Source organism: Klebsiella electrica, from assembly GCF_006711645.1.
Taxonomy (GTDB): Bacteria; Pseudomonadota; Gammaproteobacteria; order Enterobacterales; family Enterobacteriaceae; genus Klebsiella; species Klebsiella electrica.
In genome coordinates, this window is sequence record NZ_CP041247.1 from 2258021 (window position 1) to 2271530 (window position 13510).

Sequence of the window (13510 nt, forward strand, 5' to 3'; positions counted from 1 at the left end):
CTCTCCCGGGCGTGCGCCCGGGAGTCTGCGTCTTTTTAGTCCAGCAGCGAAGGATCGGCATCAATCATCATCTGCTTCATTTCGGCGAAGTGCTGGCGGGAAAAATCGGCGATTTTCTCCCAGTCCTCGGCCGTTTTCTCCGCCACCTCAGCGGACAACACCTTCAGCGGCTGGCCGGTCGACCAGGCGGTGACCAGAATCTGGCAGGCCCGCTCCAGCGTCCAGATATCGTCAAACGCTTCGCCGATGGTCGCGGCGGTGACCAGCACACCGTGGTTGCCCATCAGCAGGCGGCGTTTATCCGCCAGCAGCCCGGCCAGCCTCGCGCCTTCGGCGGCGGTATCCGCCATCCCGCCATACAGCGTATCCACCGCCACGCGATTAAAATAGCGCGCGCTATTCTGATCGATAGGCAGGATCTGCGGATTCGCCAGGCAGGCGATGCTGGTGGTATAGACCGGGTGCAGGTGCAGTACCGCCCGCGCCTGCGGCAGCCGCTGATGAATCTGACCGTGGATAGCCCACGCGGTGGCGTCCACGTCCGGGCGCTGTGCGGTCGCTTCGTCATCGGCATCCAGCAGCAGCAGGTCGCTGGCGCGGATCCGCGAGAAATGTTTCCACTTCGGATTCAGCAGAAACTTCTTGCCGTCCGGCGACAGGGCCGCGCTAAAGTGGTTGGCGACCGCCTCGTGCATGCCGAGATGCGCGATGATACGAAACGTCGCCGCCAGATCGATCCGCGTTTGTTCTTCGCAAGAGTAAGCCATGGTATTACTCCGCTTTTGGCATCAGGGTTTTCAGGTCCTCTTCCGTCGGCGGCTGGAAGTGATATTTTTTCAGCAGCGCCGCGTATTCCGGCGTGGCGCTGAATTTTTTCAGCCCCTCCTCAAGGGCGCTCTTCACTTCGCTGTTGCCTTTTTTGATGCCAAAGCCGTTCAGCACCGGGTAAATTAAGGTATCGGAAGAGATAACGATCCGCTCGCCCAGCTTCTCAACGACGCCGCGCGCCACCGCCGCATCGGTAATCTGCGCCTCCACCGCCCGCGACAGCAGCGCCTGGGTGGTTTGCGGGTCGGTGCTGTACTCGCTCAGCTTAATGGGCGGCAGGCCTTTCTTGACGCAATAGTCCGCCGACAGTTTTTGCAACTGCGCCAGCCAGGAGGTGGCGCCCATCGAGCCGATTTTGTGCCCGCAAAACTCTTCCGGAGTCTTCGGCTGATAGCTGGCGCCTTTAAGCGCCAGGATCGATTCGCCGCTTTTCAGGTACGGCACCATGTCAATCACCTTCAGGCGTTCGGCGGTGATATACATCGAGGAGTTGGTTATATCGAACCGCCCGCCCTGCAGGCCGGGGAGCAGATTAGGAAAGCGGGTATCCGTATTCACCGCCTCGCGGCCGATGGTTTTCGCCAGACCGGCGAGAAACTCAATATCAAAACCGGCCGGTTTGTTGTTTTCCATATATTCATAAGGATAAAACGTCATATCCGAACCGGCGGTGATTTTCCCCGGCTGCAGGAATGCCGCAAAAGTGCTGAACGAGGTCAGAGCGCCAGCGGTACAAAGAAGCAGAGCATTAAATCGTTTCATAAAAACCTCCAGGGGATGACATTACATGCTGGCAAGATCGTGGCCGGCCTGCTGAACGAAGAATGAGGCGCCGCGCGGTTTCTGCGGCAAACGTAACTGATTGGCGGTGCTGCGCACCAGGCCGCTCTCGACGCCAGCCACCAGTTGGCCCGCGTGCCGGCTTGGCAACGGGTTTTCGCCAAAGGGCAGGGCGTCCTCGGCGGCATAGACGCTGATAAACAGCGTCCGCGGCAGCCCGGTTTCATTGGGGCTCGAGGCATGAAGCAGGCGGGTATGCATAAAGCACACCGAGCCTGAAGGGCCAAAGCAGGCGGCGGGCTGCTGGCACTGTGCGGACACCACCTCGTCGTCAACCGCGCCGGTAAAGCGTCCGTCCTGCCAGTGGGACCACAGCGGCCCCTTATGGCTCCCCGGCACCACGTTCAGCGGGCCGTTTTCCGGCGTGACGTCGCTGACCATCAGCAGGGCGGTGATGATGTCGTCATTGCTGTGCGGTGTGAACAGAAAATCCTGATGCCATTTCACCTGCGTCGCGGTGAATGGCAGTTTGGAGTTGATTTTGCTGTGATGAAAACGGGTGCCGCTGCCGCCGATAAGCTGGGCGGCGATGGCCGCCATGCGCGATTGCAGCGCGGCACGTTCGAAGGCGGCGGAAATCTCCGTCGGCGAACTGACCCGGCGCAGAGAAGGGTGATCGGCGCGGTGATCCCCTTCAAGGTCGAAGCGCGGGCGACCGTCCAGCGTCTCGCCCCATACCTCGCAATGGCGGCGGCTCTCTTCTACCCAACCGTCAAAATCCTGCTGCAAGGCGGTGATGTCGTCAGGCGACAGCACCCCTTCGACCACCAGAAAACCTTGTTGATGAAACTGCTCGATTTGCCACTGCGCGATCATAATTTTTCCTTTCACAAACGGAGAGTTAAGCCAGGGAGACATCCTTCAGAAAGGCGTCAACGCGCGGGTGGTTGCCGTCGCGCATCGCCTGCGGCGTGTCGTCGCACACCACGCGTCCTTTTTCCATAAACACAATCCGGTCAGAGACTTTGAAGGCAAAGTTCATTTCGTGGGTCACGATGACCATCGTGATGCCTTCGTGGGCCAGCGACTCGATAACCTGGAGCACTTCATTGACCTTTTCCGGGTCAAGCGCCGAGGTGGGTTCATCAAACAGCATGATCTGCGGTCGCATCATCAGGGCCCGGGCAATGGCCACGCGCTGCTGCTGGCCGCCGGAAAGCTGGTGCGGGTATTTCCACGCGTGCTCCAGCATGCCGACCTTATGCAGCAATTCGCAGGCCTGCTGCTTCAGTTCGGCTTGCGGGGCCAGCCGATGGTAGCGCGGCGCCAGCAGCAGGTTGCCGAAAACCGTCAGATGGGGGAACAGGTTAAAACTCTGGAAAACCATGCCGATGTTGAGGCGGTACTGCGCGTTTTCCATAAAGCGCGGTTTCTGCGCCCCCTGGCGATCGAGGTGAATAAACGGCTGGCCGTTGATGCGAATCTCGCCGTTGTCGATCTGCTCAAGTCCGTTGAGCAGGCGAATCAGCGTGGTTTTCCCGGAACCGGAAGGGCCAATCACCGAGACCACCTCGCCTGGCTGAATTTGCAGGCTGACGGCTCCAAGCACTTCCACGTTGTTATAGGCTTTGTGCAGTTTTGACGCCTGCAGCGCCGGGGACGGGTTGTCGACCACGCTGCGCACGATTGCCGGGCGCGTTTGCGTCGCCAGCCGCAGCATCTCGCTGTCGATAGGGCGGGTGACTTTCCGCCGGGTGACATCGAGGTAGCTCTCCAGGCGTTTGAGCAGGAAGTCGAAGACGGTGACGATCAGCACGTAGTAGAAGGCGACGGCGGCCATGGTCTCCATCACCAGGAAGTTCTGCGAGTAAAGACGCTGACCGACCATCAAAATCTCGGTCAGGGAGATAACCGACACCAACGAGCTGAGCTTGACGATGGCAATGTATTCGTTGGCCAGCGCGGGCAGGGCGACGCGCAGCGCCTGGGGAATAATCACCCGCCATTGGGTACCGGCATAGCGCAGTCCCAGCGCCCGGGCGGCTTCGCTCTGGCCTTTCGCTATCGAGAGCAGGCCGCCGCGGTGGATTTCGGCGACGTAGGCCGCTTCACTGAGTACCATCGCCAGCAGGCCGGCCCAGAACGGGTCGTTGAGCAAGGGCGCTGAGGACGGCACCGCCTGGGGCAGGTTATAGACGAATATCAGCAGCACCAGCAGCGGCAGGCTGCGGAACAGCCAGATATAGAAGCGCGCCGGAAGATGAAAAAGTTTGCGCGGCGACTGCTTGGCAAGGGCGAGAACAAATCCCAGCACAATACTGCAACCCCAGGTCAGCAGACTTAATTTAATGACGGTCCAGGTGGCCTGCCAAAAATCTGCATCGCTGAGCAGACTTAACATGTAGTTCCAGTTAAACGTCATGGGTTATTTCACTCGCCATAATTAACGGAAATGAATGCGATACCGATGATCAAAAATGGGGCATCGCCAGGCTTTATCTTGCAATAACACTATGCTGGCAGTTTTCGTTGCGAGGCAATTAGTAAATTTTTGGTCTTTAAGTTTAAAAAAACTATACAGGTGGATTAATTTCAATAAATTTAAAGCAATGAGTGCGAAACAAGAACTAAACATTAAAAAAACAATTACGCACAGGGGATAACGGAACGGGCGATTAAATCCAGAATTGTGCCATATTGGGGCGCGCAAAGAATTAATTTGGTGCAACGTGATGCGGTCTGGTGCAATTAAACGGATGCGGCGGCAGCGTCAGCATTTTGACTTCGTCAGGATGCTAAATAAATCATTTGCCCGGCGAAGAAAGCGTGGCGCTGAGGGGGAAATGGCACGATGTTTGCAGACTGCATATCAGAAAACTATACCGTTTTCGCTCGCGACAATATTTCGTAAAGGGTGGGGCCATGACGCGATTCACGCTCAAACAACTTAAATACTTCGTTACCGTTGTAGAGACCGAGAGTATCGCTGAAGCCTCCCGGCAGCTTCATATTGCTCAGCCGTCGATCTCGATTGCGATTAAAAACCTTGAAAGCACATTTGAGCAGCAGCTGTTTATTCGCCATCACGCCCAGGGCGTCTCGCTGACCTCCTGCGGCAGGCGTTTTTATGACAAGGCCAAAGAGCTGCTGCGGCTCTCCTATGAGTTTGAACAAAACTCCCGCGCCGATAAAGAGCTGGTTTCCGGGACGATTTCCGTCGGCTGCTTCGAATCCGTGGCGCCGCTGTACATGCCAAAGCTGGTCGCCGGGTTTAAAAAAATGTATCCCGATATCACCCTGCAGCTGTATGACGGTGAGCAGCATGAGTTAATGCACGGTCTGCATCGCGGGCGTTTCGATCTGGCGCTGGTCTATGATCTGGAATTAGGCCATTCAATCAATAAAGAGATGCTGAATGCGCCGCATAAACCCTATGCGCTGCTGCCGGCCAGTCATCCGTTAGCGCAGAAAAATAGCGTGACTTTGCAGGAGCTCAGTCATGAACCGATGATTTTGCTCGATGCGGTGCCCAGCAAGAATTATTTTATCACCATATTTAAAGAGAAGGGCTATCACCCTGAAGTCGCCTACAGTTCACCCTCCATCGAAATGGTGCGCTGTATGGTGGGACAGGGACTGGGGTTTTCGGTATTAGTCACCAGGCCATTGTGCGATATGACCTATGACGGCGAGAGGCTGGTGCAGTTAGATATTGAAGATGAGATGCCCGCGTCGACATTAATTATGGCGCATCTTGCCAATAATGAACCGACCCGGCCCACACAACTGTTTATGGACTATTGCCGCAGTATTGAATTAACTCCCGCGCATTGTTGAATAAATAAGCCTGTGACTGCCGCAGGCTTATTTCTCCTGCCCCTGCCATTAAGGCTCGTAATTTTCTATTCAGCGACTCGTTTTATAATAATTTACCCGCGACAGGTAATTAAATAACCTGTGTAGGTTCGATCCTCGGTGGCTAAATAGCGGGCCTGTCTGGGTCACCTTCAGCCGCATCATCTCTCCATACAGGAAGATTAGCTATGCAAAATCAGCGTGTCCCGAATATCGATTCGCAGACCATCGACAGCTATCAGACGGATGGCGTCGTGTTGCTAAAGGGGGTGTTTACGCCATGGATTGAAAGTCTGGCGGCCGGCGTCGCGGAGCTGATGGCCAGCCCCAGCGAGTATGGCCATGCCCGTACGGTTGTGCCGAAAGATGGCTCCGCCCCGTTTTTCCAGGATTATTGCAACTGGTCGCGCATCCCCGACTTTGCGCGCTTTGTCCTGCATTCGCCGGCGGCGGAAATCGCCGCTGCGCTGATGCGATCGCAGACGGCCACATTTTTCCATGAACATACGCTGGTGAAACCGCCCGGCGGCAGCACGGTGACGCCGTGGCACCACGATCAGCCCTATTATTGTGTCGACGGGCAGCAAAACGTCAGCTTCTGGATCCCGCTGGACCCGGTGGCGGAAGCAATCTCGCTGCGCTGCATCCGCGGTTCCCACCGCTGGGGCGACGAGTACAGCCCGACCCGTTTTAACGGCTCAAAGCTCTACGCGCACGACCGTTTTAAAGAGCTGCCGGATATTGATGCCCGTCAGGATGATTACGATATTGTCAGCTGGGCGCTGGAACCGGGAGATGCGGTCGCCTTTCATTACCGGACGCTGCACGGCGCGCGGGGCAATGCGACCGCGCGTGCGCGGCGGGTCTTCTCCGCTCGCTGGGTCGGGGATGACGCCACCTTCGCCGATCGCGGCGGCGTGACCTCGCCACCGTTTCCGGAACTGACGCTGAAAGATGGCGAGCCGCTGCTCTCGCCGCTGTTTCCCCGGGTCTGGCCGCGAGAATAATGTTGACGAATCACCGCTTCGTCTGCATACGGACCTGAATTTGCCCGACCATCTTTTCCTCTGTCAGACCGTCACTATTATTTCCTGCCGCGTCATTAAACGGCGGAAAATTGCCCTCCGGCAGGCCTATGCTGGCCTGCCGCCATTCAATTTTGGCGAAGGGCGGCCCCCGTTTTATCAACATCTCATCTGACGCTTAAGGCTGTCTTAATATTTTGTCTCCCGGCGCGGGAAAATATTGTTCGCCTTATTCTTTTTTGACCGCGGTGGCCGCCAGTTTATTTAAATTAAGCCAGCGTCACAAAAGCCGGAAAAAAACACCCCCCGTCATTGCAACGTCCTGATGTCTCGCTATATGTTAAATTTGTGTTTAATAAATGATAATTAAGGGTTGGATTTATGTATAGGAAAATTGGTGGTTTAGTGGTTTCACTGACGACAGTCTTCTCCTGTTCCGTTCTGGCAGAATTACCCCAGGGTTACCCGGCTGATTATCAAAAAGTGGTGGATGCCGGGGTGAAAGAGGGCAAAGTCGTCATCTATTCGACGACGGATACCAAAGCCGCGGGCCCGTTAATTAAAGGGTTTGAGGCGCAGTACCCTGGGATCAACGTTGAATATAACGACATGAACAGTACCGAACTCTATAACCGCTATATCAGCGAGCAGGCGGCGGGCGGCGGGAGCGGCGATGTGGTCTGGAGTTCATCGATGGATACGGCGCTAAAACTGGCGACGGATTATGCCGAACAGTACGCCTCTCCGGAACTGAGCAAGCTGCCGAAATGGGCGGTCTGGCAGCAAAAAGCCTATGGCACCACCTACGAACCGGTGGTTTTTATCTATAACAAACGCTTAATCCCGCAGGGGGATGTCCCGGATTCGCACACCGCGCTGGCAAAACTGGTCACCGCGCAGGCGGATAAATTCAAAGGCAAAGTGACCACCTACGATATTGAGAAATCGGGGCTGGGCTTCATGCTGGCGGTACAGGACAGCAAAGCCGACGCCAACTATTTCGCCAATCTGGCCGGGATGGCGAAAGGCGGTCTGACCGTGCAGTCCTCAACCGGCACCATGATGGAGAGGGTCTCCTCGGGTGAAAATCTGTTGGGCTATAACATTCTTGGCTCCTACGCCGAGGCGCGGGCGAAAACCGATCCATCATTAGGCATTTCATATCCCAAAGATTATGTGCTGGTGTTGTCGCGGGTCTCGTTTATTTCTCAGGAATCCGCGCATCCGAACGCCGCCAGACTGTGGTTCGATTATCTGCTGTCGGAAAAAGGACAGAGCATTCTGGCCAACCAGGCGGATATTCCCTCTATTCGTAACGATATCGAAGGCAAAAATGATATCGACGGCATGACCAAAATGTTGGGTAACGCGTTGAAACCGATTCCGGTCGATGAAACGTTGCTGGAATATCTGCAACCGAAGAAACGGCTGGAATTTATCAAACAATGGCGTACCGCTGCCGCAAAATAATAGCCGCCAGGCGGCGTATCATCGGATACGCCGTCTTTTCGCGCCGGGTATTCCCGGTTTTCAACACCCGTCTGGTTTGTACTCCGCGCCTGACCAAAGGGATACGCTATGAATGTAATACGCAGAAAATGGCAGGGGCTACCGCGCGGTATCGTGGTAGTGATAACGGCATTAGTGATTTATATCCCGCTGTTATTTATCGTGGTGCAGAGTTTTCTTTCCGCCCCGTTTTTTGCCCGCAGTAAAGAATTCAGTCTGGGGGCCTTTGAGTTTATTTTTACCGACCCCGACTTTTATCTTGCGCTGAAGTCCGGTTTTATTCTGGCGGTGGGGCTGGTGCTGATTGCGATACCGCTGGGCGGGATCCTCGCGTTCTTAATGGTGCGTACTGATTTGCCCGGACGGCGGTTTATTGAACCGCTGATTCTGGTGCCGATTTTTGTTTCCCCCATGGTACTGGCGTTTGGCTATGTGGTCGCCGCCGGGCCGGTCGGTTTTTTCTCGCAATGGGCAGAGCAACTGTTGGGGTTTGTGCCGTGGAATATCTACTCGATGTTCAGCATTGTGGTGATTGCCGGGCTGACCCACGTTCCGCATGCCTATCTCTATATCTCGTCCGCGCTGCGTAGCGTCGGTTCGGATGTCGAAGAGGCGGCGCGGACGGTGGGGGCCTCTCCGCTGCAGGTGATGACCTCGGTCAGCCTGCCGATGGTACGTCCGTCGATTCTCTATGCCTGCGTGCTGCTGTTTTTCCTCGGCCTTGAAGTGTTTGGCCTGATGCTGGTGCTGGGGGACCCGGAAGGCAACATGGTGCTGGCCACCTACCTGTATAAGCTCACCAATAAGCTCGGGACGCCCTCCTATCATCTGATGGCGGCGGTGGCGGTGGTGCTTATCTGTATCACTATCCCGCTGGTCATGTTGCAGCGGCGCCTGATGCGCACGGCCAATCGGTTTGTGACCATGAAAGGCAAAGCTTCGCAGGCACGTGCGCTGCCGCTCGGCAAGTGGCGCTGGGTTGCTGGCGGGGTGGTGGTCTTCTGGCTGACCGTGACCATTGGCGTGCCGCTGATTGGCGTCGCCATGCGGGCGTTTATTTCCAACTGGGGGGTAGGGGTTTCTCTGTGGGATGAACTGTCGCTGGCGACCTTCCGTAATATCTGGCAGCAGCCGAACCTGCTGCGGGCCATCGTCAACTCCATGGCCATCGGTATTTTCGGCGGCGCGCTGGCGGTTCTCTGCTATCTGTTTGTCGGCATTGCGATGCATCGCAAAGCGGATAATGTCACGCGCTTTCTCGACTACAGCGTGCTGGTTCCGCGTGCGGTGCCGGGCCTGCTGGCCGGACTGGCGTTCCTGTGGGTGTTTCTGTTCCTGCCGATGTGGCTGGATCAGTCGCTGAAAAACGGCTGGCTCTCGGCGCTGCCGGTGGCCGACTGGCTGCGCGAACATCTGATTGTCCAGCTGCGGGCGTTGCGTAATACCATTTTCAGCGTCTGGCTGGCCTACACCGTGGTGTGGATGGCCTACGGGCTGCGCTTGATCTCCTCAACCCTGCTCCAGGTGGCGCCGGAGCTGGAGGAGGCCGCCCGCAGCAACGGCGCCTCGCAGGGCCAGGTCACTCGCCACGTTACGGTGCCGCTGTCGCGCTATGGCCTGATTGGCTCCTGGCTGCTGATGTTTTTGATCTTTGAGCGTGAGTATTCCACCGGCGTCTATCTGCTTTCGCCGGGAACGGAGACCATTGGTTCGATGCTGGTCTCGCTGTGGGCCGCGGGAGCCATCGATATTGTCGCCGCGCTTTCGTTTATCAATATCCTGCTGGTGGTGGTCGGACTGGGTATCGCCCTGCGCTTTGGAGTGAAATTACATGATTGAATTATCAGTAGAAAATCTGCATCTGACCTATGGCGACAACCCGGTGCTGAAAGGGGTGTCGATGACGCTGAAGCGGGGAGAGGTGGTGTCGCTACTGGGGCCATCGGGCAGCGGGAAAACCACCTTGCTGCGCGCGGTGGCCGGGCTGGAGAAACCCACCGGCGGGCGGATAGCCATCGGCAAACATACGGTCTATGACGGCAATCCGCGCAGCGAAATTCCGGCCGAGGCGCGCAATCTTGGGCTGGTGTTTCAGTCCTACGCCTTGTGGCCGCACAAAACGGTATTCGAGAATGTCGCCTACCCGCTCAGGCTGCGTAAGGTCGCCGCGGGCGAAATGAAACAGCGGGTGCAGGCGGTGCTCGATCAGCTGGGGCTGGGGCATCTGGGCAACCGGCACCCGCATCAGCTATCGGGGGGCCAGCAGCAGCGCGTGGCGATTGGCCGGGCGCTGGTCTACAACCCGCCGGTTATTCTGCTTGATGAACCGCTGTCGAACCTTGACGCGAAATTACGCGAAGAGGCGCGGGTATTTCTGCGCGAGCTGATTATCAAACTGGGGCTGTCGGCGCTGATGGTTACGCACGATCAGAACGAAGCGATGGCGATTTCCGACCGTATCCTGCTGCTCAACAATGGCGTGATTGAACAGCAGGGGACGCCGCAGGAGATGTATGGCAATCCGGCGACCCTGTTTGCCGCCGAGTTCATGGGCAGCAATAACCGCCTGCACGGCAAGATTACCGCCGTAATGGACGGACGGGCGCGGATTGAAGGAGCCAGTTGGGCGCTGTGGGGGATGGCGGGCGGTCGGGTCAGCGTCGGGGAGGAGGCGACGGCGGTGATCCGCGTCGAGCGTCTGCGCCTTGGGGCGACGCCCCAGGATAATATGCTGGAGCTACCGCTGCTAACCAGTATGTATCTTGGTGACCGCTGGGAGTACCTGTTCCGTACCCGGGGGGACGATTTTGCCATTCGCGCCTATGGCTCATCGCTGCGCGACACGGAGCATTGTCACCTGACCTTCCCGGCCAACGACCTGTGGATTTTCCCGCGCGCGTAAGGCGGCAGGTTCTGAGCAGACGGTGAACCGTCTGCGCTGTCTGCTCACTTTATCGCCCGCACGGCGGGAAAAGCGCATAAAAAAGCCCCTGCATCGCGGCAGGGGCAAACCATGTCAGAGCATCATGGTATTAGTTAAAAACCATCCCGCCGTCGATCAGCAGCGACTGGCCGGTCATATAGTCGGAGTCCGGGCTCGCCAGATATGATACGCAGGCCGCCACATCTTCAGGCTCGGACAGCCGTCCCAGGGTGATGCGTTTGGCGAACTCGGCGGTCCCGTAGCCCAGCGGTTTGCCCGCCGCTTCCGAGATCTGACGATCGATCTCTGCCCACATCGGGGTTTTGACGATCCCCGGGCAGAAGCCGTTAACGGTGATCCCCAGCGGTGCCAGGTCGCGGGCGGCGGTCTGGGTCAGGCCGCGCACGGCGAATTTACTCGAGCTGTAGACCGCCAGTTCCGGATTGCCGACGTGTCCGGCCTGAGAACAGGCGTTGATGATTTTCCCGCCGTGGCCCTCTTTTTTAAAGGCGTCGACGGCCGCCTGAATGCCCCAGATGACGCCTTTGACGTTGATGTTATAGACCTTATCGATGGTCTCCTCGTCGATCTCTTCAATCGGCGTTGAAGGGGCGATGCCGGCGTTGTTGACGATAACGTCGAAACCACCCAGCGTTTTACGCGCCTGTTCGACGGCGGCAAAAACCTGTTCGCGGCGGGAGACATCGACCTTCACCGCCAGCGCCCGGCCGCCGTGCTGGTTGATTTCGGCGGCCACGGCTTTCGCCGCGGTATCGTTGTAATCGGCAATAGCCACGGCAAATCCGTCTTTCACCAGGCGCAGCGCGATAGCTTTACCGATGCCCTGAGCGGCGCCGGTGACAAGGGCGACTTTTTGCATGTTGTTTTCCTTTTTGTAGTGACTCAAAGTATTTGGCTGAGATGGAGTTGTCCCATCAGCAGAGGGTTATCGCGATAGTCGACCGGAATGGCGACCACCGCCGGGCCATCGACGTCCATGGCGGCACGCAGCGTCGGTTCCAGCGCGTCGGCGCTCTCCACCGAAAAGCCTTTGGCCCCGAAGGATTCGGCGTAGGCTTTGAAATCAACCGGGCCGAACTCCACGCCGGAGAGGCGCTGATATTTTTTCTGTTCCTGAATCGCCACCATGTTGTAACCGTTGTCGACCCAGATGATGTGCAGGATATTGGCCCGCAGCCGGACGGCGGTCTCCAGCTCCATGCTGGATTGCAGGAAGCCGCCATCGCCGGAGACCGAGACCACTTTGCGCTGCGGATTGACCAGCCACGCGCCGATTGCCCACGGCAGCGCGACGCCCATCGTCTGCTGACCGTTGGAAATCATCACCTGGCGGGCGCGGAAGCTATACAGGTAGCGGGCGATCCAGATATGGAAGCTGCCCATGTCAACGGTGAGGGTGACATCGCTGTTGACGATATCCTGCATCGCCCGCACGATGCGCAGCGGATGGAGTGCGAATTGATTAAGCTGCGCACCGCGGCGGTCGAGCAGCTCGCGCTGATGCTGGCGATCGGTGAGGATCTCCGCCGCCTGCGGGGTTAACACCAGCTTATGGCTGATGCGCCCGGTCAGTTTGTTCAGCGTCGCGGCGATATCGCCTACCAGCTCGATATCCGGGGTGTAGTTACGTTCTTCATAAGCGGGCAGCACGTCGATATGCACCAGCGTCGCATTGCCGAGGTTCCACATCGCCGGTTCATATTCGACCGGGCTGTAGCCGATGCAGATGATCAGGTCGGCGAGGTGGAGCAGGCGGTCGCCGGCCTGGTTGTTAAACAGTCCGACCCGCCCGGCGAAGCGCGCGAAATGCTGCTGATTGACCGCCCCGGCGGCCTGGTAGGTACTGGTGACCGGAATATGACTTTGTTCCAGCAACTGGTGCAGGGCACGGCTGTTTTCCGGCTGGCTGGCCATCAGTCCGAGCAGGAACACCGGGTTTTTGGCGGCGGCGATCATCTGCGCGACCTTCTCGATGGCCTCGTCCGGGGCCGAGCCCATTTGCGGAGCGTTGCCGGCCGGAAGAATCGCGCCGTGGGTGGGTTGATCGACAACATCCTGCGGCAGGCTGATAAAGGCGCTGCCCGGGCGTCCTTGTTCAGCGGCGCGGAAGGCGTTGGAGACCACTTCCGCCAGCGCGTCGGAGGCGGTCACCTCAACGGCGTATTTGGTCACCGGGCTGAACATCGCCACGGTATCCATGCTTTGATGGACCAGCTTGGCCTTGTCCGCGCGCTTAACCGCGCCGCCCAGCGCCACCACCGGATCGCCTTCGCTGTTCGCGGTGGCCATGCCGGTAATCAGATTCGAACAGCCCGGGCCGGAGGTGACCAGCGCGACGCCCGCTTTACCGGTCAGGCGGCCGACGGCTGCGGCCATAAACGCGGCGTTAGCTTCATGGCGTACGGGAATAATCCGGATGCTGGAGTCGAGCAGCGAATCGAAGACTTTATCTATTTTAGCGCCGGGGATACCGAAGACCTGGCGTACACCCTGGGCCTCAAGTTGACTGACTACCATATCCGCGCCGTGCGCCCACTGGCGTTCGTGACGTTGATTGTCCATATGAAGC

General features: G+C 57.7%; 11 protein-coding genes. 5 read left to right on the forward strand and 6 right to left on the reverse strand.

The window, feature by feature from the left end:
• Nucleotides 1-35: 35 nt before the first annotated feature.
• From Electrica_RS10705 to Electrica_RS10720, 4 genes are read right to left on the reverse strand one after another with little or no spacing between them, the layout of a single operon-like run.
• Entirely contained in the window at nt 36-767 is a 732-nt protein-coding gene (locus Electrica_RS10705) for a class II aldolase and adducin N-terminal domain-containing protein (RefSeq protein WP_141964448.1), read from the reverse strand.
• Nucleotides 768-771: 4 nt separating this feature from the next.
• Nucleotides 772-1590, reverse strand: coding sequence for a transporter substrate-binding domain-containing protein (locus Electrica_RS10710; RefSeq protein ID WP_141964449.1), 819 nt, complete (start codon nt 1588-1590; stop codon nt 772-774).
• Between the two features lie 21 nt (nt 1591-1611).
• On the reverse strand, nt 1612-2484 hold the full coding sequence (locus Electrica_RS10715; protein WP_141964450.1) for a phytanoyl-CoA dioxygenase family protein: 873 nt from the start codon (nt 2482-2484) through the stop codon (nt 1612-1614).
• A gap of 25 nt (nt 2485-2509) precedes the next feature.
• Nucleotides 2510-4030, reverse strand: a complete 1521-nt coding sequence (locus Electrica_RS10720) for an amino acid ABC transporter permease/ATP-binding protein (protein WP_141964451.1) — start codon at nt 4028-4030, stop codon at nt 2510-2512.
• Between the two features lie 500 nt (nt 4031-4530).
• Here Electrica_RS10720 and Electrica_RS10730 point away from each other — a divergent pair, with 500 nt between their 5' ends.
• From Electrica_RS10730 to Electrica_RS10750, 5 genes are all read left to right on the forward strand, one after another.
• Nucleotides 4531-5445 carry a LysR family transcriptional regulator gene (locus Electrica_RS10730; RefSeq protein WP_100683616.1) on the forward strand — a complete coding sequence of 305 codons (915 nt, stop codon included), beginning with the start codon at nt 4531-4533 and terminating at the stop codon, nt 5443-5445.
• 206 nt (nt 5446-5651) lie between these two features.
• Nucleotides 5652-6470: a phytanoyl-CoA dioxygenase family protein gene (locus Electrica_RS10735; protein WP_131047946.1), complete on the forward strand. Its 819-nt coding sequence runs from the start codon at nt 5652-5654 to the stop codon at nt 6468-6470.
• Between the two features lie 399 nt (nt 6471-6869).
• Nucleotides 6870-7958, forward strand: a complete 1089-nt coding sequence (locus Electrica_RS10740) for an ABC transporter substrate-binding protein (protein WP_131047947.1) — start codon at nt 6870-6872, stop codon at nt 7956-7958.
• A 108-nt stretch (nt 7959-8066) separates the two neighbouring features.
• Nucleotides 8067-9836: an ABC transporter permease gene (locus Electrica_RS10745; protein WP_100683619.1), complete on the forward strand. Its 1770-nt coding sequence runs from the start codon at nt 8067-8069 to the stop codon at nt 9834-9836.
• Nucleotides 9829-10899 (forward strand): ABC transporter ATP-binding protein, encoded by a 1071-nt coding sequence (locus Electrica_RS10750; protein WP_100683620.1) that lies wholly within the window; start codon nt 9829-9831, stop codon nt 10897-10899. The genes Electrica_RS10745 and Electrica_RS10750 overlap by 8 nt, the downstream gene beginning before the upstream one ends.
• A gap of 130 nt (nt 10900-11029) precedes the next feature.
• On the opposite strand, the gene Electrica_RS10755 is transcribed toward Electrica_RS10750, so the two are convergent.
• On the reverse strand, nt 11030-11800 hold the full coding sequence (locus tag Electrica_RS10755) for a (S)-acetoin forming diacetyl reductase (protein ID WP_131047949.1): 771 nt from the start codon (nt 11798-11800) through the stop codon (nt 11030-11032).
• 23 nt (nt 11801-11823) lie between these two features.
• Nucleotides 11824-13503 (reverse strand): acetolactate synthase AlsS, encoded by a 1680-nt coding sequence (gene alsS / locus Electrica_RS10760; protein WP_100683622.1) that lies wholly within the window; start codon nt 13501-13503, stop codon nt 11824-11826.
• Nucleotides 13504-13510 lie beyond the last annotated feature (7 nt).